The organism is Ancylobacter mangrovi, from assembly GCF_024752335.1.
Taxonomy (GTDB): domain Bacteria; phylum Pseudomonadota; class Alphaproteobacteria; order Rhizobiales; family Xanthobacteraceae; genus Ancylobacter; species Ancylobacter mangrovi.
Map to the genome: position 1 here is coordinate 1,032,003 of NZ_JANTHY010000001.1, position 23,625 is coordinate 1,055,627.

Genomic DNA, 23,625 nt, shown 5'->3' on the forward strand with positions numbered 1-23,625 from the left:
GCTTGGCCGCCGCATAGATTATTATGTATGTTGGCCCCATGGGCGCTGCGGGGGTCCGGCCATTGGAGAAGTGGCCCGCAGCGGGGATGCCGATTATGGCGCGCCGAAGAGCGCCCGGGAGTGGACCCGCCGGAGTCACCTCCTCTTGCCTCACCTTGAAATGGCGCGCCAACGCCAAAGGACCACGTTCGATCTCCCTTTTCGGGAGCGGACGGCAAGGTGAGGGAACACCATCATGAGCTACCTTGAGCCGCTCTTCTGGCTTGCACTCCTGAAGATCATCTGGATCAACGTCCTGCTTTCCGGCGACAACGCGGTCGTCATCGCCATGGCCTGCCGCTCGCTGCCCGACAAGATGCGGCGCACCGGCATGATCCTCGGCGCCGGCGTCGCGGTCGGCATGCGTATCGTCTTCACGGCCATCATCGCGGTGCTGCTGGGGCTGCCGTGGCTGCGCATCGTCGGCTCGCTGGCGCTGCTCTACATCGCCGTGGACCTGGTGCTGCCGGAATCCGAGGGCGAGGAGGGCGGCGTTACCGCTCATGACAGCCTGTGGCGTGCCGTCGGCACCATTGCCATCGCCGACCTGGTGATGAGCCTCGACAACGTCGTCGCCATCGCGGCCGTGGCGGACGGCAACTGGACGCTGATCATCATCGGCCTCGTGATCTCCATCCCGATGATCATTGCCGGCGCGGCGCTCATCATGGGTCTGCTCAGCCGCTTCCCGGTGCTGGTTTGGGCCGGCGCGGCGCTGCTCGGCTGGGTGGCCGGCGAGATGTTCGTTTCGGACATCAAGATCCTCGAATATTTCGGCGAGGCTACGGTCCATCATTTCGAGTATGTCGCCGCCGGCCTCGGCGCGGTGCTTGTCGTCGCCGCCGGCTGGATCATCTCGCGGTTCCGCCAGTCCGCCCACGCGGCGGACCCGCACGCCTGACGAGCCGGCCCGCGATTTCCCTCGCCGGGGCGCCCGCGACCTGAAAAGGCCGCGGGCGCCGTCCGTTTCAGGGGTCGAAACTGGCACGAATAATAAAGTATGCCAGTTCGGCGCCGGAAGGGGCGGCAGGGTTTCGCGGGGGAGGTTACGCTCGATCTACCGACCAGAGAGGAACCGATGGATTTCACCAGCCCTGTGTTCTGGGTCTCGCTTCTGCAGATCATCTGGATCGATCTGCTGCTCTCCGGCGACAATGCGGTCGTCATCGCGCTCGCCTGCCGGTCGCTTCCGGACCGGCAGCGCAAATGGGGCATCCTGCTCGGTGCCGGGGCCGCGGTGGGCCTGCGCATCGTCTTCGCCCTCGCCGTGTCGTTCCTGCTCGGCGTGCCGTTCCTCAAGGTGGTCGGCGCGGCGCTACTGTTCTGGATCGCCATCAAGCTGGTGCTGGACGAGGATGGCGGCGAGCATCACGTCGAGAGTTCGGACAGCCTGTGGAAGGCCGTGCGCACCATCGCCATCGCCGATGCGGTGATGAGCCTCGATAACGTCGTCGCCATCGCGGCGGCGGCGCGCGGCCATGCCGAGCTGTTCATCTTCGGCCTGCTGCTGACCATCCCGCTCATCGTCTTCGGCTCGCAGCTCATCCTGAAGCTGATCTCGCGCTTCCCGATCCTGATCTGGTTCGGCGCCGCGCTGCTCGGCTGGATCGCGGGCGAGATGCTGGTCGGCGACAAGGTGGTGCTGGAGTTCATGCAGGGCTATTCGGCGGGTCTCGTCGACGTCGTCATGGACCCGGAGGACCCGGTGGGCCTGAGGGCGGCGGCCGTGCCGCACTATCTGGCCGGCGCCGTGGGCATCGCCTTCGTGCTCGGCCTCGGTTGGCTGCTGAAGAACCGCCGCTCGGCGGCCGCCGCCGGCTCGCACTGAGCGCGCACCATCACCGGCGGTCCCCGCCGGTGATGTTCAATCGGAAGGCGCTCCGCTATCCTGCGCGGCGGAGCGCCTTTCATGAACCAGCACATCGACCCGAAGCATCCGGCGGTCGCCGCCCGCACCGGCTATTCCGCGTGCCCGCACGACTGCCCCTCGACCTGCGCGCTGGAGATCGACATCTCCGGCGGGCGCATCGGCCGGGTGCGCGGCTCGCGCGCCAACAGCTACACGGCGGGCGTCATCTGCGCCAAGGTCGCGCGATATGCCGAGCGGGCCAACCACCCCGACCGCCTGACCCAGCCGCTGCGCCGCACCGGCCCCAAGGGCTCGGGCAGCTTCGCGCCGATATCGTGGGACGAGGCGCTGGACGAGATCGCCGGGCGCTTCCGCGACGCCGAGGAGCGCTACGGGCCGGAGACGGTCTGGCCCTATTTCTACGCCGGCACCATGGGGCTGGTGATGCGCGACGGCATCAACCGGCTGACCCATGCGAAGGGCTATTCGCGCTTCTTCTCCAGCATCTGCGTCAATCCGGCCTGGAGCGGCTTCCTCGCCGGCCCCGGGCGCCTTGCCGGCCCCGACCCGCGCGAAATGGCGAAGTCGGACCTCGTGGTGATCTGGGGCACCAACCCGGTGTCGACGCAGGTCAATGTGATGACCCACGCCGTGCGCGCCCGCAAGGAGCGCGGGGCGAAGATCGTCGTGGTCGACGTCTACCGCTCGCCGACCATGGAGCAGGCCGACGTGCCGGTTCTTATCCGCCCCGGCACGGACGGCGCCCTGGCCTGCGCGATCATGCACGTCCTGTTCCGGGACGGCTTTGCCGATCGCGCCTATCTCGCTGAATTCGCTGACGATTCGGCCGGTCTTGAATCGCATCTTCAAGACCGCGGCCCGCAATGGGCACAAGCCATCACCGGCATGCCGGCGGACGAGATCGAGAAACTCGCGCAACTCATTGGCCGGACTCCGAAAACCTTCATCCGCGCCGGCTACGGCTTCACCCGTTCGCGCAATGGGGCGGTGAACATGCACGCGGTCACCTGCATCGCCACGGTGGCGGGTAGCTGGCGACACGAGGGCGGCGGCGCCTTCCACACCAACGGCGCCATCTTCGGCTGGAACAAGCGGATGATCGAGGGGCTCGACCTTCTCACCGGCCCGGCCGGGGCGGCGCGCCAGCTCGACCAGTCGCGCATCGGCGAGATCCTCGACGGCGAGGAGGAGGCGCTGGCCGGCGGGCCGCCCGTCACCGCCATGCTGATCCAGAACACCAACCCGGTCTCGATCGCGCCGGACCAGGAGCGCGTGCGGCGCGGCTTCGCGCGCGAGGACCTGTTCGTCGCGGTCCATGAGCAGTTCATGACCGAGACCGCGCAGATGGCCGACATCGTGCTGCCGGCGACCATGTTCACCGAGCATGACGACCTCTATCAGGGCGGGGGCAACCAGTATGTGCTGCTCGGGCCGAAGCTTGTCGACCCGCCGGGCGAGTGCCGCTCCAACCACGAGGTGATCACCGCGCTGGCGGACCGGCTCGGGGCGGAGCACCCCGGCTTTGCCATGAGCCCGCGCGAGCTGGTCGACTGGACCCTGCGCAATTCCGGACGCGGCACGCTCGAGGAGCTGGAGGAGCGGCGCTTCATCGACGTGCAGCCCGACTTCGAGACCGCGCATTACCTGAAGGGCTTCGCCTGGCCGGACGGCCGCTTCCGGCTGCGCCCGCGATGGAACAAGGTGCCGTTCAAGACGCCGGCGAAGTTCGGCCCGCATCAGGCGATGCCGGAATGGCCGGACCATTGGGACGTGATCGAGGAGGCGAACGAGGAGTACCCGTTCCGTCTCGTCACCGCGCCGGCGCGCTCCTTCCTCAATTCCAGCTTCACCGAGACGCCGGGCTCGCAGGCGCGCGAGAAGCGGCCCGAGCTGATGATCCATCCCGAGGACGCGGCCGCGCTCGGCCTCGCCGAGGGCGATCTCGTCGAGCTGGCGAGCGCGCGCGGTGCGACGCTGCTGCATGCGCGCCTGTTCGACGGCCTGCGGCGCGGCGTGGTGGTGGCGGAATCGATCTGGCCGAACCGCGCCCATGAGGGCGGCAAGGGCATCAACAGCCTCACCGGCTCGGACCCGGTGGCGCCCTTCGGCGGCGCGGCGCTGCACGACAACCGGGTGCGGATCGCCCGCGCCTGAAGCCGCCCGCCTCAGCCCAGCGGGGGCACCACCAGCGGCGGCGGGGCGATCTCGAACCCGTCGATCACCACCCGTCCGTTCTCCAGTCGGGCACGGCCCTCGCACACCATGCGCAGCGCCTGCGGATAGACGAGGTGTTCCTGCTCCAGCACCCGCGCGCCGAGCGAGCCGGGCGTGTCGTGCTCCAGCACCGGCACCGCGGCCTGGATGAGAATCGGGCCGACATCCATCTCCGGGGTGACGAAATGCACGGTGCAGCCGTGGATCTTCACGCCCTCGGCCAGCGCCCGTTCATGGGTGTTCAGCCCCTTGAAGCTCGGCAGCAGGGCGGGGTGGATGTTGATCATCCGCCCGGTCCACTTCATCACGAAGGCCCGGGTCAGCAGCCGCATGAAGCCGGCGAGGCAGACCACGTCGATCTGCTCCTCGGTCAGCGCCTCGTCGAGCGCGGCGTCGAAGCTCGAGCGGTCCTCATAGGCCTTGTGGTCGACGATGCGGGTCGGGATGTTCGCGGCCTGCGCCCGGACCACGCCGTGGGCGTCCGGCCGGTTGGAGATGACGCAACCGATCTCGGCCGGAAAGTCCGGCGCGGCGGCGGCCTCGATCAGCGACATCATGTTGGAGCCGCGCCCGGAGATGAGGACGCCGACGCGGGGCTTGCTCACGGTCGGCTCTCCGTCACAGCGGCGAATTGAGGTCGAGCATGCCGTCATAGACGGTGTGGGCGGCGCCCTCGCCGGGCTCGATGCAGCCCAGATGCACCACCTCTTCGCCGCCGTCGGCAAACGCGTCGGCGACGGTCTCGGTGTCTTCCGGGGCGCAGACCACCACCATGCCGATCCCGCAATTGAAGGCCCGCAGCATCTCCTCGCCCGCGACGTCGCCCATCTGGGCGAGCCAGCGGAACACCGGCGGCACCGGCAGCACGGCGAGATCGATGCGCCCGATCGTGTGCTTGGGCAGCACGCGGGGCAGGTTCTCGGTGAGCCCGCCGCCGGTGATGTGGGCGAGCGCCTTCACCTTGCCGGTCGCGCGGATGGCCGAGAGCGCGGATTTCACATAGAGCCGGGTCGGGGTAAGCAGCGCCTCGCCCAGCGTCTTGCCGTGCGCGAAGGGTGCGGGCTCGTCCCAGCCGAGGCCGGAGCGCTCGACGATGCGGCGCACCAGCGAATAGCCGTTCGAGTGGACGCCGGAGGAGGCGAGGCCAAGCAGCACGTCGCCGGGGCGTACATTGGGCGAGGGCAGCAGCGCCCCACGCTCGACCGCGCCGACGGAGAAGCCGGCGAGGTCGTAGTCGCCCTCGGCATACATGCCGGGCATCTCCGCCGTCTCGCCGCCGATCAGCGCGCAGCCCGCTTCCGCGCAGGCACGGGCGATGCCGGCGACGATCGCCGCACCGACCTCCGGCGCCAGCTTGCCGGTGGCGAAATAGTCGAGGAAGAACAGTGGCTCGGCGCCCTGCACGATCAGGTCGTTGACGCACATGGCGACGAGGTCGACGCCGATCGTGTCGTGGCGGCCGGTTTCGATGGCGATCTTCAGCTTGGTGCCCACGCCGTCCGTGGTGGCGACGATGAGCGGATCCTTGAAGCCCGCGGCCTTCGGATCGAACACCCCGCCGAAACCGCCGATCTCGGCGTCGGCGCCGGGGCGGCGGGTGGCGCGCACCAGCGGCTTGATGAGGTCGACAAGCCGGTTGCCGGCGTCGATGTCGACGCCCGCGTCGCGATAGCTCAGGCCCTTTTCCGTGTCGCTCATCTCTTCCCCCGGGAACGGTGGCGGATTAGCCGCTTATCGCCGCTCCGGCAAGCGCGGGCTGTGCGCGGGGCGGGCGAGCGTCACGCCGCGCGCCGGCCCGCCCGCTCGATGCCGAGCGCGGCGAGACCCGCCATCAGTCCCCAGAATGCCGAGCCGACGCCGAGCAGCGACACGCCCGAGGCGGTGACCGCTAGCGTCAGCACGGCGGGAAAGCGCATCGCCATGTCGCCCATCGCGGTGCCGAGCGCCCCGACCAGCGGGGCGAGCAGGGCGAGGCCGGCGAAGGTGGCGACCAGCCCCGGCGGCAGCGCGGCGATCAGCGCCACCAGCGAGGCACCGCCCGCCGCCAGCACGAGATAGCTCAGCGCGTAGAACAGGCTCGCCGGCCAGCGCTTCGCCGGATCGGGATGGGTGTCCGGTCCGGTACAGATCGAGGCGGTGATGGCGGCGAGATTCGAGGTGAGCGAGCCAAACGGCGCGGTGACGAGCGAGGCGAGGCCGGTGACGGCGAGGATCGACTGCGTTGGCGGCGTGTAGCCGGCCGCCTGCAGAACCGCGAAGCCGGGCAGGTTCTGCGAGGCCATGGTGACGATGAAGAGCGGCACCGCCACGCCGACCAGCGCCTCGATGTCGAAGCGGGGGACGATCAGCTCGACCACCGGCGCCTGAAGCGGGCCGGGCAGGGGCCCGACGCGCCCCAGCATGAAGGCGAGCGCGATACCGATGACGAGCACGGAAAGCACTGCGCCGAACGGGTTGATGCGCCGCGCCACCAGGAAGATCGCGATCAGCGGCAGCACCAGCAGCGGGTCCGCCTGCGCGGCGGGAAACACCGAGGTGCAGAAGCGGAACAGCACGCCCGCCAGCATGGCGGCGGCGATGGCGACCGGCAGGCGCTGCACCAGCGCGCCGAGCGGTTTCACCGCCGCCGTGACGAGGATCAGCGCGCCGGCGACGAGGAAGGCCCCGACCGCCGTGCCGGCGGTGAGCCCGTGCGAGCCGGCCACCAGCGCGGCGCCGGGCGTCGACCAGGCGGCGAGGATCGGCATGCGGTGGCGCCAGCCGAGCCAGGCGCTGGTCGCGGCCATGGACAGGCACAGCCCGATCACGCCGGAAGCGGTCTGCGCCGGCGTGGCGCCGACCGCCTGCGCCGCCGCGACGATGAGGGCGAGCGTGCCGCCGAACCCGACCAGGGCAGCGACGACGGCGGAGGTGATGACGGAGGTGCGCATGATCGGGCCGGCGGGGCGGACGTAGGGGAGGTGGGCGGCGGGGCAAGGGGAAGGGGCGGGGTGTCGGCGGTCAAGCCGACCTCGCCTTGTGCCATGCCGCCGCGGTGGCGTCCAACGGCGGCGCCCGGCGCATGGTTGCGGGGAAAATCCGTGGGGATAGCGAAGATAGGATGCAATGTTGCATACGCGAACATCGCCGCGACGCGTTTTTTCTGTATCTATTGGTCAGGACGTTACGTTTCGACCGCAACGCGAGAGGAAAAGGCGGCGCATGGCCTGGCACAAGCAGGTGACCTTCTGGCTGACCGTGCTGGCGGTGGTGATCGCCACCGCATGGCTGCTCAGCAGCGTGCTGCTGCCGTTCGTCGCCGGTCTCGCCCTGGCCTATTTCCTCAATCCGGTGACGACCCGGCTGGAGGGGTGGGGCGTGAACCGGCTGGTCGCCTCGCTGGCCGCGATCGGGCTGACGCTGCTGGTCGCAATCATGCTGATGCTGCTGGTGCTGCCGATCTTCGGCTCCCAGCTCGCCGCCTTCATCGAGCGGCTGCCCGACTACATCGTGCGGCTGCAGAACATGCTCGCGGGCGAGGGTGGCACGTGGCTGCGCGACTTCGTCGGCGATCGCCTGCCGAGCATCCAGCAGGGGCTGAACGAGCTGGTGTCGCAGGGCGCCACCTACATGCTGACGCTGATCCAGGGGCTGTGGACCGGCGGGCAGGCGCTGATCTCGGTGTTCTCGCTGCTGGTCATCACGCCGGTGGTCGCCTTCTACATCCTCAACGACTGGAACCACATGGTGGACAAGGTCGATTCCTGGCTGCCGCTGCACAATCGCGACGTGATCCGCAGCCTCGCCCGGCAGATGGACAAGGCCATCGCCGGCTTCGTGCGCGGCCAGTCCATGGTGTGCCTGATCCTCGGCAGCTTCTACGCCATCAGCCTCACCATGACCGGGCTCAACTTCGGCTTCGTCATCGGCTTCGTGTCGGGGATCATCACCTTCATCCCCTACGTCGGCTCGCTGACCGGGCTGGTGCTGGCCGGCGGCGTCGCCATCGTCCAGTTCTTCCCGGACTACACGATGATCGCCATCGTCATCGGCATCTTCATCTTCGGCCAGTTCATCGAGGGCTACATCCTGTCGCCGAAGCTCGTGGGCAACAGCGTCGGCCTGCACCCGGTGTGGCTGATGTTCGCGCTGCTCGCCTTCGGCTACCTGCTCGGCTTCCTCGGCCTGCTGCTCGCGGTGCCGCTGGCGGCGGCGGCCGGGGTGATCGTGCGCTTCGCCATCTCGCGCTATCTGGAGAGCCCGCTCTACACCGGCGAAGAGGAGCGTCCGCCCGAGGCGGGCACCCGTACGCTCGCCGCGCCGCAGCCGCGGCGGATCCAGGCGCCCTGATCATGCCGCAACAGCAGATTCCCTTCGACCTGCCCCATGTCGAAAGCCGGGCGCGGGACGATTTCCTGCCCGGTCCCGCCAATGAGGCGGCGCTGGCGCTCGTCGATGCCTGGCCGGACTGGCCGGCGCTCTCGGTGGCGCTGGTGGGCCCGCCCGGTTCGGGCAAGTCGCACCTCGCCGCCCTGTTCGCCGAGCGCAGCGGCGCGGCGACCGTGCGCACCGCCGATCTCGGCGCCGCCGACCTGCCGAGGCTGGTTTCGTCGGGCGCGGTGGTGCTGGAGAATCTTGGCGACGGGCCGGTGCCCGAGGCGGCGCTGTTCCACCTCTTCAACCTCGTCACCGAGCACCGTGCCAGCATGCTGGTGACCGCGCCGCGTGTGCCGGCGATGCTGGCGGACACGGTTGCGACGCGCGATCTCGCCTCGCGCCTTCGCGCCATGCCGGCGGTGACGCTCGGCGTGCCGGACGACGCGCTGCTGGCGGCGGTGGCCCTCAAGCTGTTCGCCGACCGCCAGATCACGCCGGACGAGGGGCTGCTCGCCTACCTGCTGACCCGCGTCGATCGCTCCATTGGCGCGCTGCGCGACGTGGTCGCCCAGCTCGACCGCGAAGCCCTGGCGCGCAAGCGCCCCCTCACGCGCGCGCTCGCTTCAGAGTTGCTCCGCGCACGTTCCCAGGCGCAGGATAGTGATGACGACACGCTATCCGATCGCGCCGAAACGACTTGACGATAGGTTAGTCTGTCCATGTCATCCCGCCGTCACGAAGCCCGGCGACCTTCCGGCCGGAAAAGGCGTGTGAGCCGCAAGAAGGATGGAGTGGAGACCGTGGCGAATACCGAATCGCAGCCGGTGACCGAGGTCCTGATCGACCGGGTCGAGGAAGTCCCGGCATCGACCGGGCTGACCGACGACCTCATGGCGTCCCCGGAGCGCTTCATCAACCGCGAGCTCTCCTGGCTGCAGTTCAATCGCCGCGTGCTGGAGGAGGCGGCCAACAGCGCCCATCCGCTGCTGGAGCAGCTCCGCTTCCTCTCCATCTCCGCCAACAATCTCGACGAGTTCTTCATGGTCCGCGTCGCCGGCCTGAAGGAGCAGGTGCGCGGCGGCTATGGCGGGCGCAGCCCGGACGGGCTCACCCCGGCCGAGCAGCTTCCCCTCATCGGCGCGGCGGTGGCCGAGCTCGCCGAGGACCAGCAGGCGCGCTGGCGCGAGCTGCGCGGCCAGCTGATCGCCAACGCCATCGTGCTGGTCGACGGACCCGACGTGACCAAGGCCGACCGGGCCGTGCTCGATGAGTTCTTCCTGTCCTACGTCTTCCCGGTGCTGACGCCGCTCGCCATCGACCCGGCGCACCCGTTCCCGTTCATCCCCAATCTCGGCTTCTCGCTGGCGCTTCAGCTCTCGCGCATCCATGACGGACGGGCGATGAACGCGCTGATCCGCGTGCCGGCCAAGGTCGATCGCTTCATCCGCCTGCCCGACAGCGAGGACGGCGCGCAGCGCTTCATCACGCTGGAGCAGATGATCGGCCTGTTCATCGGCCGCCTGTTCCCCGGCTACCAGGTGAAGGGGCAGGGCGGCTTCCGCGTCATCCGCGACAGCGACCTCGAAGTCGAGGAAGAGGCCGAGGACCTGATGCGCCAGTTCGAGACGGCGCTGAAGCGCCGGCGCCTCGGGCAGGTGATCCGCCTCGAGATCGACGGCTCGATGCCGGAGGAACTGCGCAACTTCGTGGCGCGTGAGCTCGGGGTCAGCGACGACGAGATCTTCCTTGTCGACGGCGTGCTGGCGCTGAACGAGTTCAGCCAGCTGGTCGGCGTCGACCGGCCGGACCTCAAGTTCAAGCCCTACAATCCGCGCTTTCCCGAGCGCATCCGCGACCACGCGGGCGACTGCTTCGCCGCGATCCGCGAGAAGGACCTCGTGGTCCATCACCCCTATGAATCGTTCGACGTGGTGGTGCAGTTCCTGCGCCAGGCGGCGCGCGACCCCAACGTCGTGGCCATCAAGCAGACGCTCTACCGCACCTCCTCCGACAGCCCGATCGTCAAGGCGCTGGCCGAGGCGGCCGAGGCCGGCAAGTCGGTCACCGCGCTGGTGGAGCTGAAGGCCCGCTTCGACGAGGAGGCGAACATCCGCTGGGCGCGCGACCTCGAGCGCGCGGGCGTGCAGGTGGTGTTCGGCTTCCTGGAGCTGAAGACCCACGCCAAGCTCTCGCTGGTGGTGCGCCGCGAGGGCGGCCAGCTCGCCAGCTACTGCCATGTCGGCACCGGCAACTATCACCCGATCACGGCCCGCATCTACACGGACCTGTCGTTCTTCACCGCCGACCCGGTGATCTGCCACGACGTCGCGCGCATCTTCAACTACATCACCGGCTATGCCGAGCCGGCCGAGCTCGAGGCGATGGCGATCGCCCCGCTGACGCTAAAGAAGCGCATCCTCGACCACATCGACCGCGAGATCGAGTTCGCCCAGGCCGGCAAGCCGGCCGCGATCTGGCTCAAGATGAACGCGCTGGTCGACCCGACCGTCATCGACGCGCTCTACCGCGCCAGCCAGAACGGCGTCTCGGTCGACATCGTGGTGCGCGGCATCTGCTGCCTGCGCCCCGGCGTGCCAGGCCTGTCCGACAATATCCGGGCGAAATCGATCGTCGGGCGCTTCCTCGAGCACCCGCGCATCTACGCCTTCGCCAACGGCCACGGCCTGCCGCATCCCGACGCGGCGCTCTACATCTCCTCGGCCGACTTGATGCCGCGCAACCTCGATCGCCGGGTCGAATCGCTGTGCCCGATCCTCAACCCGACGGTCCACATGCAGATCCTCGACCAGATCATGGTAGCCAACCTGCAGGACAACGAACAGAGCTGGCGCGTGTTGCCCGATGGCAGTTCGCAACGCATAGTGCCGGCCGAGGGCGAGGAAAGCTTCAACGCCCAGCAGTACTTCATGACCAATCCGAGTCTGTCCGGACGTGGCAAGTCGCTCAAAGAATCGTCTCCGCGCAAGCTTGTCCGCCGTCGCGATCGCGCGTGACCATATGAGTGACGTTCACGGGGAGGGCGTGCCCTCGACGTGCCTGGTCACGGGCGAGCCGGTGGCGGTCATCGACATCGGCTCCAACTCAGTGCGCCTCGTCGTCTATGAGCGGCTGACGCGTTCGCCGACGCCGATCTTCAACGAGAAGGCCTCCTGCGGCCTCGGCCGCGAAGTGGCGACGACCGGCCGGCTGAACGCCGACGCGGTGGAGAAGGCGCTCACCACGCTGCGGCGCTTCCGCGTGCTGTGCGACCGCATGGGGGTGGGCAAGCTCTACGTGCTCGCCACCGCCGCGGCGCGCGACGCCAGCAACGGGCCGGAATTCGTCAAGGCGTGCGCCGACATCTGCCGCACCGATGTCGAGCTGCTCTCGGGCAAGCGGGAGGCACAGCTTTCCGCGCTGGGCGTGCTGTCGGGCGTGCACCGCGCCAATGGGGTCGTCGGCGACCTCGGCGGCGGCTCGCTTGAGCTCGCCGACGTGCACGGCCACCGCATTGGCTCGGGCGTCACCTTCCCGCTCGGCGGCCTCGCCTTGCAGGACACATCGGGCCGCTCGCTGAAGAAGGCGGAGAAGATCGTCAAGGAGACGCTGGCCAAGGAGCCGCATCTCCAGCACCTGAAGGGGCGGACCTTCTACGCCGTCGGCGGCACCTGGCGCGCGCTGGCGCGGCTGCACATGTTCCAGCGCGGCTACCCGCTGCATGTGATGCACGGCTACGTCATCCCCGCCAAGGAGGCGCTGGAATTCGTGAGGCTGCTGCGCCGCGTGCCGGTCGACACGCTCTCGCGCATCGAGACGGTGTCGGACACGCGCCGCCCGCTGCTCGCCTATGGCGCGGTGGTGCTGGAGACCATCATCCGCATCGGCAAGCCGTCCTCCATCTACCTGTCCGCCCAGGGCGTGCGCGAGGGGCTGCTCTACGAGCTGCTCGACGACGAGCACCGCCAGGCCGACCCGCTGATCACCGCCTCGGCGGAGCTGAACGAGATCCGCTCGCGCTCGCCCGCCCATGGCTGGGAGCTGATCGAGTGGACCGACCGCTTCATGGCCTCCTCCGGCATCGACGAGACGGTCGAGGAGATGCACCTGCGCCATGCCGCCTGCCTGCTCGCGGACATAAGCTGGCGCGCGCATCCCGACTATCGCGGCGAGCAGAGCCTCAACCTCATCGCCCACGCCGCCTTCATCGGCGTCGACCATCCCGGCCGGGCGTTCCTCGCGCTGGCGATCTACTACCGGCACATGGGGCTGGTGGACGAGGATTTGTCGCCGCGCATCCGCGAGCTGGTCTCCGCCCGCCTGCTCGACCGGGCCCGCATCCTCGGCGCGGCGATGCGGGTCGGCTACATCCTCTCGGCGGCGATGCCGGGCACGCTGCCGCTGGCCCCGCTCACCGTCGACAAGGGCCGGTTGCTGCTCCAGCTCAAGGGCGACCTCGCCCCGCTCGGCAGCGAGCGCATCGCCAACCGGCTGAAGACCCTCTCGCGGCTGATCGGCCGCGAGTCGGTGGTGGTGACGGACTAGGGACGGCGGCCCGACCTCGCCGCCGTCAGCGTCGCCGCGGTCGGCCTCGCCGCCGTCAGGGCAGATGCAGCAGCACCGGCAGCGTGCCGTCGAGCTGCAGCGCGCCGATCAGCTCGAACATCGGCATGGCGAGGATGAAGGGTAGGGCGTCGATCAGCGTGCGGGCGACGCGCCCGGGATGGATCTCCAGCGTGCCCTCGTCGTGCCACAGGCGCGGATCGGGCAGGAAGCGCGGCACGCGCTCGCAATAGGCGGCATAGGGCGCGCCGAAGGCGGCGAGCAGCGCGGCCTCCTCCTTCCGTACCACGCCGCGGAAGACGAGGAAGGTAACGGCGAAGAAGGCGGTGGCCAGCACCACGCTGCCGCTGCACGCGCCCATGCCGAACGCGCCGATGAACGAGAAGAAATAGAGCGGGTTGCGCACCATCGAGAACGGGCCGCGCACCACAAGGTTCTTCATCTTGCGCCCGCCGATATAGAGCGAGCACCAGCAGCGGCCGACCACGGCGACCAGCACCAGCGCGAAGCCGACATCCTCCACGACTTCCTGCACCGGGCCCTGCCAGTCCCACACCGAGCGGATGAAGGGGAAGACGGCGAGGGCGGGCAGCGCGATCAGGAACAGCGTCCGCCGCCGCGCGTGCTGCACGCGGCCGAGATCCGGCGCGGGCGCCCCGGCGGGAAGATCGAGCGCATGAATATCGGATGCACGGGAATCGAGCGCGCGGGAATCGAGCGCGCGGGAATCGATCGCGCCGGAATCGATCGCGTAGGACATGGGTACCCCTGACCATCGTGGAAGACGGTCAGCAGGGAGCCGCACGATTCGGGCGTCCGTTGGGGCATTCCGTGGCGGAACCCGGTACCGGGTCCCGGCGCGGCGTTTCAGTCGTCCGTGCGGTCGAGTGCGATCACCCGGCCCCTCTGCATGGCGAGCGCCAGACGGCCGGCCTTGAGGGCGAGGGCGCGGTCGCCGAACAGCTCGCGCCGCCAGCCGCGCAGCGCGGCGACGTCTGGATCCTCGTCGGCGGCGATGCGCTCGAGGTCGTCCACCGTCGCGATGACCTTGGCGGCGACGCCGTGCTGCTCCGAGGTCATGCGCAGCAGTACCTTCAGGAGCTCGACCGTGGCCGAGGCGCCGTTGGACAGCGGGCGGTCGCGCTCGATGCGCGGCAGGGTCTTCGGGTCACGCGCCAACCCCGCCTTGACTGCCTCGACGATCTGCTCGCCCGAGCGCGACCGCTCGAACCCCTTCGGCACCGAGCGGAGCTGGGCGAGGCGCTCGACCGAGGCGGGATGCTGGGTGGCGATCTCGCCGATTACCTCGTCCTTGAGGATGCGCGAGCGCGGAATATCGCGTGACTGCGCCTCGCGCTCGCGCCAGGCGGCGACCTCCATCAGCACGGCGAGGTCCTTGGGCTTGCGCGCGCGGGTGCGCAGCCGCTCCCAGGCGCGCGCCGGCTCCTGCCGGTAGGTGTCGGGCGAGGTGAGCACCGCCATCTCCTCGCCGACCCAGTCGGCCCGCCCGCGCTTGAGCAGGTCCGCGTCGAGCTTGAGGAAGACCTCGCGCAGATGCGTGACGTCCGCCTCCGCATAGGCGATCTGCGCAGCGGAGAGCGGGCGGCGCGACCAGTCGGTGAAGCGCAGCGACTTGTCGAGCACGCGCCCGGTCAGGCGCTGCACGAGCTGGTCGTAGGAGATGGAGTCGCCATGGCCGAGCACCATGGCCGCCACCTGGGTGTCGAACACCGGGTGCGGGATGATGCCGGCGAGGTGCCAGATGATCTCGATGTCCTGCCGTCCGGCGTGGAACACTTTCAGCACCGCCTCGTTGCCCATCAGAGCGAAGAACGGGGCGAGGTCGATGCCGTCCGCCAAGGCGTCGATCACCACCGCCTCATCGGGGCTGGCGAGCTGGATCACGCACAGCTTCGGCCAGAACGTCGATTCACGCAGGAATTCGGTGTCGACGGTGATGAAACGGTGGGCTGCGAGGCGTGCGCAGGCGGCTTCAAGAGAGTCTGTGGTCGTAATCATGTCCATGTCGGCACCTCTCATAGCGGAGTCGCGCGCGCGAGACGACACGTAATCGTGCGATTTGGTGCAGCTGCGTTAACCATGTGACATTAGTGTTCGACTACAGTCGTCAGTGCCGGGTATCGCCGGCCGATCGAGGGAATGACCATGAAGAAGACACTGCTCGCTCTTGCCGCCGTCACGCTGGTGAGCGCGGTTACCCCCGCCGCTGCAGCCGATCGCGTGAAGGTCGGCGTGCTGGTGTGCAATGCCGGCTCCAGCATCGGCATGCTCATCGAATCCAAGCAGGAGCTTAAGTGCACCTTCACGCCTTCCGACAACACGCCGGTGCAGCACTATGCCGGCACCATCAAGAACATCGGCCTTGATCTCGGCGTCACCGGCGGCGGCGTCATGACCTGGGGCGTGGCGGCGGTCGACAAGGGCGTCGAGGTGGGCGCGCTCGCGGGGACCTATCGCGGCGTGTCGGGCGATGTGGCGCTCGGCGTCGGCGTCGGCGCCAACGTGCTGATCGGGGGCAAGAATTCCTTCGCGCTGAACCCGGTTTCGGTCGAGGGCAATGTCGGCGCCTCGCTGGCGCTGGGCGTCGCCGGCCTGACGCTGCGCTATACGCCCTGAGGCCTTCCTACGACAGGCGCGGGGCCGCTGCGTCCCGCGCCGCGCTTGACAAAGCCGAGCCCTGCATGCACCCCTCCGCGCGCCCCGCGAGAGGGGTGTTTTCGTTCGTCCGCGACCGGACGGGCGAGACGACGTGCTACGACCCGTGCCGCCAATAGCTGCGGCGCCAAGACCTGGGATGACAAGATGCACCGCTATCGCACGCACACCTGCGGAGCCCTTCGCGCGAGCGATGTCGGCGAGACCGCCCGGCTTTCGGGATGGTGCCACCGCATCCGCGATCATGGCGGCGTCCTGTTCATCGACCTGCGCGACCATTACGGCCTGACCCAAGTCGTCGTCGACCCCGACAGCCCGGCCTTCAAGCTGGCCGAGACCGCGCGCTCGGAATGGGTGATCCGCGTCGACGGGCGGGTGCGCTCGCGCCCCGCCGGCACTGAGAACCCGGAGCTGCCGACCGGCCAGGTCGAGGTGTACTGCACCGAGATGGAAGTGCTCGGCCCCGCCGCAGAGCTGCCGCTGCCGGTGTTCGGCGATGTCGAGTACCCGGAGGAGACGCGGCTGCGCTACCGCTTCCTCGACCTGCGCCGCGAGAAGCTGCATCGGAACATCATGACGCGCGGCGCCATCATCGACGCCATGCGCGCGAAGATGAAGGCGCAGGGCTTCTTCGAGTTCCAGACCCCGATCCTCACCGCCTCCTCGCCGGAGGGCGCGCGCGACTTCCTGGTGCCGAGCCGCCTGCATCCGGGCAAGTTCTACGCCCTGCCGCAGGCGCCGCAGCAGTACAAGCAGCTCATCATGATGAGCGGCTTCGACCGCTACTTCCAGATCGCCCCCTGCTTCCGCGACGAGGACCCGCGCGCCGACCGCCTGCCGGGCGAGTTCTACCAGCTCGACCTCGAGATGAGCTTCGTCGAGCAGGAGGACGTGTTCGCCGCGGTCGAGCCGGTGATCACCGGCGTGTTCGAGCAGTTCGCCGACGGCAAGCCGGTGACGAAGAACTGGCCGCGCATCCCCTATGCCGAGGCGATGCGCAAATACGGCACCGACAAGCCTGACCTGCGCAACCCCATCGAGATGCAGGACGTGTCCGAGCATTTCCGCGGCTCGGGCTTCAAGGTGTTCGCGCGGCTGCTGGAGGCCGAGCAGAACCAGGTATGGGCGATCCCGGGCCCCACGGGCGGCTCGCGCGCGTTCTGCGACCGCATGAACTCGTGGGCGCAGGGCGAGGGCCAGCCGGGGCTCGGCTACATCATGTGGCGCGAGACCGGGGAGGGCGCCGGTCCGCTTGCCAACAATATCGGCCCCGAGCGCACCGAGGCGATCCGCCAACAGCTCGGCCTCAAGGCCGGGGACGCGGCGTTCTTCGTCGCCGGCGACCCGTCGAAGTTCGTGAAGTTCGCCGGCCTCGCCCGCACCCGCGTGGGCGAGGAGCTGAAGCTGGTCGATTTCGACCGCTACGAACTCGCCTGGATCGTCGACTTCCCGTTCTATGAATGGGACGAGGACGAGAAGAAGGTGGACTTCTCGCACAACCCCTTTTCCATGCCGCAGGGCGGGCTCGAGGCGCTGAAGTCGCAGGACCCGCTCACCATCAAGGCGTTCCAGTACGACATCGCCTGCAACGGCTATGAGATCGCCTCCGGCGGCATCCGCAACCACCGCCCCGAGGCGATGGTGAAGGCGTTCGAACTCGCGGGCTATGAAGAGGCGACCGTGCAGGAGCGCTTCGGCGGCATGTACCGCGCCTTCCAGTACGGCGCGCCGCCCCATGGCGGCATGGCGGCGGGCGTCGACCGCATCGTGATGCTGCTGTGCGGCACCACGAACCTGCGCGAAATCTCGATGTTCCCGATGAACCAGCAGGCCCTAGACCTGCTTATGGGCGCGCCAAACGAGGCGAGCCCCAAGCAGCTGCGCGAGCTGCACATCCGCACCAACCTGCCGGAGAAGTGAGGCGCCCCGCGCCCCGCTTCCAGCCACGATGAACGACGCGCCGCCCCTCGGGGCGGCGTTTTCGCTTCAGGCGTTCGGCTCAGGGCCTGAGCGGGGCCGGCTTGGGCACGGTCGGCTTCAGCGGCGTCGGCTTGAGTGGCATCGGTGCCGAGGGAGACGAAGCCGGAGGCAGGCCGGTCGGCACGCCGGGCGGGCCGAGCGGGTCCATCACCGCGAAATTCAGCTCGTCCACCAGCGCCAGCGGGTCGTCGCCCTGCAGCGCCTTCACCACGTCCTCCACCGGCAGCGGCTCGCGGCGCGGCGTGATGCGCAGCGCCAGCGTGCTCATCGGCTGCTGGATGAAGCCGATGAAGGACTGCACCGCCGGCTCCAGCTCCGGCCGGTTGGACACCGACTGGGAGAGCAGCAGCTCGGCGAAGCCGGCGAAGAGCTGGCGGATCGAAGCCGGATCGAGGTTCTGCTGGCGCGCCGCCTCGTGGAGCTTGCGCTCATAGATGCCGGAATCGCGCACCGTCAGCTCCACCAGCTTGACGTTGGCCTGCAGCGCCCCCGCCATCACCTCGTCCGGCTGGGCCGAGAACACGCTCTCGTCGACATCCGACAGCTCCATCTTGGCCGACAGCGAGAAGGCGTCCGACACCTCGATATAGAGCGGGGCGAGCGTCACCTTGGACGTGTCCTCGTCCCAGTTCCCGGCGAGGTCGACCGCCACGCTGGCGCGCTTCATGCCGTCCGGGACGAGCGCGAAGACCGGCTTGTCGTTCTCGATCGCCGAGGTCGGGCCGGACATGCGCAGGCTGGCGGAGAAGCGCGTGGGCAGCGTGTCCGCCTCGCCCTGGAAGGACAGGGCCAGCCGGTCGATGGTGAGCGGGTCGCTCTTGTCGCCGGAGGGGGCGGCCGCGCCGGTGAGATCGACGGAATCGATCAGCCCGGAAAGCTGCATGAACCAGCTCAGGCTGGCGACGCCGTCCGGGTCGTCCATGCTGTCGGCCGCCATCTCCATCACCGCGCCGGGGCGCAGCCCCGTCAGCGCCATGTGGCCGATGCGCAGCGGCGCGCCCTTGCCGTCCGTGCCCTTGAAGTCGTCGAGCGTGAAGTGATCGAGCCGCCCGTCCGCGAGCGGGCCGGCCTTGAGGCTCGCCAGCGTTCCCGAACCGCCGTCCGGCTCGCGCGAGGTCAGGTCGGAGAAGGTGATCGAGCCGATCCGCAGCCCGTCATAGACGTCCGCCATGGCGCGCAGCAGCTCGACCGTGTCCTCCTCCGGCAGGCGCTCGCCGGCGATCGCGTAGTCGCGGGCCTTCTCGCTGGCGGCGATCAGGTCCTCGGTGGGGATGGCGGAGGGCTTGATCTCGACGTCCTTGATCTCCAGCCGATGCCACCCCTGCTGGATGCCGGAGGGCGAGGCGAGCTCGTAGCCGTCGATGGTGAGCGAGCCGTAGAGGGTGCGGAAGTCCTGCTCGCTCTGGCGCCGGTCCGGATCGAGCAGGATCAGCATGGCCGCAACGTCGATCGAGGCGGCATCGATGCGCCCGACCGTTCCGGTCGCGTCGACCTCCGCGCTCTTGACGCTGAAATGCGAGGGTTCGACGCTCGCCTTGGCGATGCGCCCCTGCGCGAGCTGCTCCAGCGTGGTCGCGCCATGCACGATGTCGGTCTGCGTCTGCGCCGTGTCCTCGCCGGTCCAGGTGGTCGTGGTCGATTCCGGGATCGCGATCCGCTCGGCGGTGGCGCTCTCGATGAAGGCGAGCGCAAGCTGCCAGGGCAGGGCGTCGGGCGAGCTCAGCTCCACCGGCGCCTCGAAGGCGTCGACCTCGATATGCGGCGCCCGGTAGCTGGCGTCGGTCGCGGGGGCGAGCGGCAGCGGCCCGTCGAAGGCGACGCCGTTCAGCTCCACCCGCTTGGCGAAGACGCGCGAGGGCGAGCGCTCCTCCAGCCCGAAGGCGAGGAACGAACCGATCTTGAGCGTGCCCTCGCCGGGCGCGGCGAAGGACACATTGTCCAGCTCGAACCGGCCCTCGAACACGTCATAGCTCACCGAGCCGTAGCTCGCCTCGACCCCGACCGCCTTCAACTCGCCGAACAGATCCGCGATCTGCCTTTCGGCGAAATGGGCGACATAGCCCTTGAGGCCGAGATAGCCGCCAATGACGACGACCGGCAAAGCGATGATGGCAATAAGGAAAGTCTTGCGCATGCCGCGGTGACCTGAGATTGACGGTTCCGGCCCGGTCCTCGGATCGGGACTCGCCTAGGAGAACCTTAAACGAACCGCCCAAAGGCGGGCATCAGAAATTCGGAATCCCGATATACCGCTGAAGCGGATACGCATATTGGGGAAGCCCTCCATCTTCGCCGTCTGTCCCCGGGGGAAGGAAACGCAATGGCCTCGTACATTTCCGACGACCTGCGCTCTGGCGCAATGATCTACCACCGCCTGCCGCGCCCCGGTAAGCTCGAAATCCAGGCGACCAAGCCGTTGGCGAACCAGCGCGATCTGGCGCTGGCCTATACGCCGGGCGTCGCCGCGGTCTGCGAGGCGATCGCCGCGGATACCCAGCTCGTGGCCGAGCTGACGGCGAAGCAGAACCTCGTCGCCGTGGTCTCCAACGGCACGGCGGTGCTGGGCCTCGGCAATATCGGGCCCGAGGCGTCCAAGCCGGTGATGGAGGGCAAGGCGGTCCTGTTCAAGAAATTCGCCGGCATCGACGTGTTCGACATCGAGATCAACGCGCTCGAGGTCGACCATGTTGTCAGCGTGGTCGCGGCGCTCGAGCCGACCTTCGGCGGCATCAACCTCGAGGACATCAAGGCGCCGGAATGCTTCGAGATCGAGACGCAGCTCCGCGCCAAGATGAACATCCCGGTCTTCCATGACGACCAGCACGGCACGGCGATCATCGTCGCGGCGGCGATCGTCAATGCGCTGCACATCGGCGGCAAGAAGATCGAGGACGTGAAGATCGTCACCTCCGGCGCCGGTGCCGCGGCGATCGCGACCCTCAACCTGCTCGTCTCCATGGGTGCACAGCGGGAGAACATCTGGGTCACGGACATCGAAGGCGTGGTCTATGAGGGCCGCGAGAAGCTGATGGACCCCTATAAGGGGGCCTTCGCGCAGAAGACCGACAAGCGCACCCTCGCCGAGGTGATCGCCGGCGCCGACATCTTCGTCGGCCTGTCCGCGGGCGGCGTGCTGAAGGCGGAAATGCTGAAGACCATGGCCGAGCGCCCGCTCATCATGGCGCTCGCCAACCCGACCCCGGAGATCATGCCCGACCTCGCCCGCGAGGCCCGGCCCGACGCGATGATCTGCACTGGCCGCTCGGACTTCCCCAACCAGGTCAACAACGTCCTGTGCTTCCCCTTCATCTTCCGCGGCGCGCTCGATGCCGCCGCGACCACGATCAACGAGGAGATGAAGATCGCCGCCGTCCACGCCATCGCCGAGCTGGCGCGGGACACGCCCTCGGACGTGGTGGCGCGGGCCTATGGCGGCGAGACGCCGGTGTTCGGCCCGACCTCGCTCATTCCCTCGCCCTTCGACCCGCGCCTGATCCTGCGCGTGGCGCCGGCGGTGGCGAAGGCGGCGATGGACTCGGGTGTCGCCAAGCGGCCGATCGCCGATTTCGACAGCTATCGCGAGCAGCTCGACCGCTTCGTGTTCCGCTCCGGCCTCGTCATGAAGCCGCTCTTCACCCTCGCCAAGCAGGCGCCCAAGCGGGTGATCTACGCCGAGGGCGAGGATGAGCGCATCCTGCGCGCCGCGCAGGTGGTGGTGGAGGAGGGGCTCGCCCGGCCGATCCTGATCGGCCGGCCCTCGGTGATCGACACGCGCCTTGAGCGCTTCGGCCTGTCGATCCGTCCCGGCGTCGATTTCGACCTGATCAACCCCGAGGACGACCCGCGCTACCGCGACTACGTGCAGACCTATGTCGAGTGCGCCGGCCGGCGCGGCGTGACGCCCGAGCTCGCCCGCACGCTGGTGCGCACCACGCCGACCGTGATCGCCGCCCTGGCGGTGATCCGCGGCGATGCCGACACCATGCTGTGCGGCGTCGAGGGGCGCTTCATCCGCCATCTGCGCCACATCCGCACCATCATCGGCCTGGCGCCGGGCGTGCGCGACGTGGCCGCGCTGTCCATGCTGCTGACGCCCAAGGGCGCCTTCTTCCTGTGCGACACCCAGGTCACGCCCGACCCGTCTCCCGACGACCTCGCCGAGATGGCGCAACTCGCCGCCGCCCATGTACGCCGCTTCGGCATCGAGCCGCGGGTGGCGCTGCTGTCGCATTCGGACTTCGGCAGCCGCGACGACGAGAGCGCGATCAAGATGCGCCGCACGCTCGACCTCATCATCGAGCGCGCGCCCGGCCTGCTGGTCGACGGCGAGATGGAGGGCGACAGCGCGCTGGTGCCGGAAATGCGCGAGCGGGTGATGCCGGGCGGCCGGCTTCAGGGCGTCGCCAACATCCTCGTCATGCCCAACCTCGATGCGGCGAACATCAGCTACCAGATGGTGAAGGTGTTCGGAAACGCGCTCCCGGTGGGGCCGATCCTGCTGGGCACGGCGCGCCCGGCGCACATCCTCACCCCCTCGGTGACGGCGCGCGGCGTGGTCAACATGACCGCGATCGCGGTGGTCGAGGCGCAGGGCAACTGAGCCGGCTTCCGGCGCCGTCCCCGGACGGCGCCGGCTTCCGATCGCGTTGGACGTCGCGGCCGGCACGCCCCGGCGTCGCGGTAACAGGAGAGGGGATTCGGCCGCCGGCCCTGTCGCGGCGCCATTCCTGCCCGTGCGGAAGACGATTGTTACCGGCGCCGCAGGCGATCCGCCCGCGCGCCTCGCGGGTGGGCGGCAAGGGGCGCAAAACGGCACCGCCATTAGCTTTGCGGGGTTGGTCGCCGGCTCTTATGACACGCCGCGCGGGAAACTATGTCTGAAATACGTCATCTTTTGCCGCGTAAAAGACACAATTCTGACCAATCTGAGCGCGGCCCGAATTTGGCCGAATGAGCTGGGCGCCCGCTGGGCGGTCAGATCGTTTTGCGAAGTTCGGCCGAGATCGGCGGGAGGCCTCGGGCTCTCCGGCTATCACTTCTGCTCCTCAAGGTTTTGTCATGGCTGATACCGGCACCGTCAAGTGGTTCAATGATCAGAAGGGCTACGGGTTCATCCAGCCCGATAGCGGCGGGAAGGACGTGTTCGTCCACATCAGCGCGGTTCAGCGTTCGGGCTTGCAGGGCCTGCGCGACGGCGAGAAGGTGTCGTTCGAGCTCCAGACCGACCAGCGCTCCGGAAAGACCTCGGCGGTGAACCTGCGTCCGCTCTGAGCGGCGTTTCGACTGCCGCTTTTCGGGTCTTTACCGATTAGATTGAATACAATGTAGCCTTTCCCCATGGGGAAGGGCGGATTTCTGCTGCGAGAGTCCACCGATTACCTTTGGTGGCTCTTGCATTGAAAGCCATTCGCGGTAGTCTTCCGCGCAGACTTTGGCTGGACTCTGGGCCGTTTCACCTCGCTTGTTGCTGGGTGCACGTTCAGCTTTTCTTCCAAATTCGACCCAGCGGCGGGGTGAGCGTGCCCCGCTGAATGTGCAACCTCGATACGTGAGACTACCCTTATGTCTACCCTGACCGGCACCGTTAAGTGGTTCAACGATCAGAAGGGCTACGGCTTTATCCAGCCGGATAATCCGGGCAAGGACGTGTTCGTCCATATCAGCGCGGTCCAGCGTTCGGGCCTGCAGGGCCTGCGCGACGGCGAGAAGGTCTCCTTCGAGCTCTACACCGACCAGCGTTCGGGCAAGACTTCCGCGGTCAACCTGCGCGTCGACTGATCGTCCGGGTATCCAGCGCCCGTCGGCTGCAAGAAAAGAACCCGCCGTCTCGGTTCGAGGCGGCGGGTTTTTCTATGTCTCGACCTCGCAGCATGTCCGGTAAAGGCCGGCTTAACGCATCTGCGCGGGACTCGTCTTCCTGCAAATATAAA

The 23,625-nt window shown here is 68.5% G+C and carries 18 protein-coding genes; 12 read left to right on the forward strand and 6 right to left on the reverse strand.

Going from position 1 to position 23,625, the window contains the following annotated elements; genetic code table 11:
- Positions 1-235 precede the first annotated feature (235 nt).
- From NVS83_RS05090 to NVS83_RS05100, 3 genes are all read left to right on the forward strand, one after another.
- Positions 236-940, forward strand: coding sequence for a TerC family protein (locus NVS83_RS05090; RefSeq protein WP_258730559.1), 705 nt, complete (start codon positions 236-238; stop codon positions 938-940).
- A gap of 177 nt (positions 941-1,117) precedes the next feature.
- Positions 1,118-1,867: a TerC family protein gene (locus NVS83_RS05095; RefSeq protein ID WP_258730558.1), complete on the forward strand. Its 750-nt coding sequence runs from the start codon at positions 1,118-1,120 to the stop codon at positions 1,865-1,867.
- Between the two features lie 81 nt (positions 1,868-1,948).
- Positions 1,949-4,063 carry a molybdopterin-containing oxidoreductase family protein gene (locus tag NVS83_RS05100; protein WP_258738335.1) on the forward strand — a complete coding sequence of 705 codons (2,115 nt, stop codon included), beginning with the start codon at positions 1,949-1,951 and terminating at the stop codon, positions 4,061-4,063.
- A gap of 11 nt (positions 4,064-4,074) precedes the next feature.
- Here the strand turns inward: NVS83_RS05100 and purN are convergent, their stop codons facing one another.
- The 3 genes from purN to NVS83_RS05115 form a co-directional block, all read right to left on the reverse strand.
- Positions 4,075-4,728, reverse strand: coding sequence for a phosphoribosylglycinamide formyltransferase (purN, locus tag NVS83_RS05105; RefSeq protein ID WP_258738336.1), 654 nt, complete (start codon positions 4,726-4,728; stop codon positions 4,075-4,077).
- 13 nt (positions 4,729-4,741) lie between these two features.
- Positions 4,742-5,821 carry a phosphoribosylformylglycinamidine cyclo-ligase gene (gene purM / locus NVS83_RS05110; protein WP_258738337.1) on the reverse strand — a complete coding sequence of 360 codons (1,080 nt, stop codon included), beginning with the start codon at positions 5,819-5,821 and terminating at the stop codon, positions 4,742-4,744.
- Between the two features lie 80 nt (positions 5,822-5,901).
- The gene (locus NVS83_RS05115) at positions 5,902-7,053 is read right to left on the reverse strand and encodes a benzoate/H(+) symporter BenE family transporter (protein WP_258738338.1); all 1,152 of its coding nucleotides are present in this window, start codon (positions 7,051-7,053) and stop codon (positions 5,902-5,904) included.
- Positions 7,054-7,324: 271 nt separating this feature from the next.
- Here NVS83_RS05115 and NVS83_RS05120 point away from each other — a divergent pair, with 271 nt between their 5' ends.
- Genes NVS83_RS05120 through ppx form a run of 4 tightly spaced genes read left to right on the forward strand, consistent with a single transcriptional unit; the run spans position 7,325 to position 13,021 of the window.
- A complete protein-coding gene (locus NVS83_RS05120; protein WP_258738339.1) occupies positions 7,325-8,452 on the forward strand; it encodes an AI-2E family transporter in 1,128 nt (375 codons plus the stop codon).
- 2 nt (positions 8,453-8,454) lie between these two features.
- Positions 8,455-9,180 carry a P-loop NTPase family protein gene (locus NVS83_RS05125; protein WP_258738340.1) on the forward strand — a complete coding sequence of 242 codons (726 nt, stop codon included), beginning with the start codon at positions 8,455-8,457 and terminating at the stop codon, positions 9,178-9,180.
- Between the two features lie 18 nt (positions 9,181-9,198).
- Positions 9,199-11,493, forward strand: a complete 2,295-nt coding sequence (locus NVS83_RS05130; RefSeq protein WP_258738341.1) for an RNA degradosome polyphosphate kinase — start codon at positions 9,199-9,201, stop codon at positions 11,491-11,493.
- A gap of 4 nt (positions 11,494-11,497) precedes the next feature.
- The gene (gene ppx, locus NVS83_RS05135) at positions 11,498-13,021 is read left to right on the forward strand and encodes an exopolyphosphatase (RefSeq protein WP_258730550.1); all 1,524 of its coding nucleotides are present in this window, start codon (positions 11,498-11,500) and stop codon (positions 13,019-13,021) included.
- A 55-nt stretch (positions 13,022-13,076) separates the two neighbouring features.
- Here ppx and NVS83_RS05140 read toward each other — a convergent pair whose 3' ends face one another.
- On the reverse strand, positions 13,077-13,799 hold the full coding sequence (locus NVS83_RS05140; protein WP_258738342.1) for a methyltransferase family protein: 723 nt from the start codon (positions 13,797-13,799) through the stop codon (positions 13,077-13,079).
- Between the two features lie 107 nt (positions 13,800-13,906).
- Complete coding sequence (gene rnd / locus NVS83_RS05145; RefSeq protein ID WP_258738343.1) at positions 13,907-15,064, reverse strand: ribonuclease D; 1,158 nt, start codon at positions 15,062-15,064, stop codon at positions 13,907-13,909.
- Between the two features lie 141 nt (positions 15,065-15,205).
- On the opposite strand from rnd, the gene NVS83_RS05150 reads away from it, so the two are divergent.
- Both NVS83_RS05150 and aspS read left to right on the forward strand, forming a co-directional pair.
- Positions 15,206-15,676: a DUF992 domain-containing protein gene (locus tag NVS83_RS05150; protein ID WP_258738344.1), complete on the forward strand. Its 471-nt coding sequence runs from the start codon at positions 15,206-15,208 to the stop codon at positions 15,674-15,676.
- A gap of 186 nt (positions 15,677-15,862) precedes the next feature.
- A complete protein-coding gene (gene aspS, locus NVS83_RS05155) occupies positions 15,863-17,635 on the forward strand; it encodes an aspartate--tRNA ligase (RefSeq protein WP_258738345.1) in 1,773 nt (590 codons plus the stop codon).
- Positions 17,636-17,714: 79 nt separating this feature from the next.
- On the opposite strand, the gene NVS83_RS05160 is transcribed toward aspS, so the two are convergent.
- A complete protein-coding gene (locus NVS83_RS05160) occupies positions 17,715-19,829 on the reverse strand; it encodes an aq_1923 C-terminal domain (RefSeq protein WP_258738346.1) in 2,115 nt (704 codons plus the stop codon).
- A gap of 186 nt (positions 19,830-20,015) precedes the next feature.
- Here NVS83_RS05160 and NVS83_RS05165 point away from each other — a divergent pair, with 186 nt between their 5' ends.
- From NVS83_RS05165 to NVS83_RS05175, 3 genes are all read left to right on the forward strand, one after another.
- Positions 20,016-22,295 (forward strand): NADP-dependent malic enzyme, encoded by a 2,280-nt coding sequence (locus NVS83_RS05165; RefSeq protein WP_258738347.1) that lies wholly within the window; start codon positions 20,016-20,018, stop codon positions 22,293-22,295.
- A gap of 458 nt (positions 22,296-22,753) precedes the next feature.
- On the forward strand, positions 22,754-22,966 hold the full coding sequence (locus tag NVS83_RS05170; RefSeq protein ID WP_258730542.1) for a cold-shock protein: 213 nt from the start codon (positions 22,754-22,756) through the stop codon (positions 22,964-22,966).
- A gap of 291 nt (positions 22,967-23,257) precedes the next feature.
- Positions 23,258-23,473: a cold-shock protein gene (locus NVS83_RS05175; protein WP_258730539.1), complete on the forward strand. Its 216-nt coding sequence runs from the start codon at positions 23,258-23,260 to the stop codon at positions 23,471-23,473.
- Positions 23,474-23,625 lie beyond the last annotated feature (152 nt).

Coding starts and splice junctions, on each gene's coding strand:
- NVS83_RS05090 (WP_258730559.1), top strand. CDS start 236: ATGAGCTACCTTGAGCCGCTCTTCTGGCTTGCACTCCTGAAGATCATC.
- NVS83_RS05095 (WP_258730558.1), top strand. CDS start 1,118: ATGGATTTCACCAGCCCTGTGTTCTGGGTCTCGCTTCTGCAGATCATC.
- NVS83_RS05100 (WP_258738335.1), top strand. CDS start 1,949: ATGAACCAGCACATCGACCCGAAGCATCCGGCGGTCGCCGCCCGCACC.
- purM (WP_258738337.1), bottom strand. CDS start 5,821: ATGAGCGACACGGAAAAGGGCCTGAGCTATCGCGACGCGGGCGTCGAC.
- NVS83_RS05115 (WP_258738338.1), bottom strand. CDS start 7,053: ATGCGCACCTCCGTCATCACCTCCGCCGTCGTCGCTGCCCTGGTCGGG.
- NVS83_RS05120 (WP_258738339.1), top strand. CDS start 7,325: ATGGCCTGGCACAAGCAGGTGACCTTCTGGCTGACCGTGCTGGCGGTG.
- NVS83_RS05125 (WP_258738340.1), top strand. CDS start 8,455: ATGCCGCAACAGCAGATTCCCTTCGACCTGCCCCATGTCGAAAGCCGG.
- NVS83_RS05130 (WP_258738341.1), top strand. CDS start 9,199: ATGTCATCCCGCCGTCACGAAGCCCGGCGACCTTCCGGCCGGAAAAGG.
- ppx (WP_258730550.1), top strand. CDS start 11,498: ATGAGTGACGTTCACGGGGAGGGCGTGCCCTCGACGTGCCTGGTCACG.
- NVS83_RS05140 (WP_258738342.1), bottom strand. CDS start 13,799: ATGTCCTACGCGATCGATTCCGGCGCGATCGATTCCCGCGCGCTCGAT.
- rnd (WP_258738343.1), bottom strand. CDS start 15,064: ATGGACATGATTACGACCACAGACTCTCTTGAAGCCGCCTGCGCACGC.
- NVS83_RS05150 (WP_258738344.1), top strand. CDS start 15,206: ATGAAGAAGACACTGCTCGCTCTTGCCGCCGTCACGCTGGTGAGCGCG.
- aspS (WP_258738345.1), top strand. CDS start 15,863: ATGCACCGCTATCGCACGCACACCTGCGGAGCCCTTCGCGCGAGCGAT.
- NVS83_RS05160 (WP_258738346.1), bottom strand. CDS start 19,829: ATGCGCAAGACTTTCCTTATTGCCATCATCGCTTTGCCGGTCGTCGTC.
- NVS83_RS05165 (WP_258738347.1), top strand. CDS start 20,016: ATGGCCTCGTACATTTCCGACGACCTGCGCTCTGGCGCAATGATCTAC.
- NVS83_RS05170 (WP_258730542.1), top strand. CDS start 22,754: ATGGCTGATACCGGCACCGTCAAGTGGTTCAATGATCAGAAGGGCTAC.
- NVS83_RS05175 (WP_258730539.1), top strand. CDS start 23,258: ATGTCTACCCTGACCGGCACCGTTAAGTGGTTCAACGATCAGAAGGGC.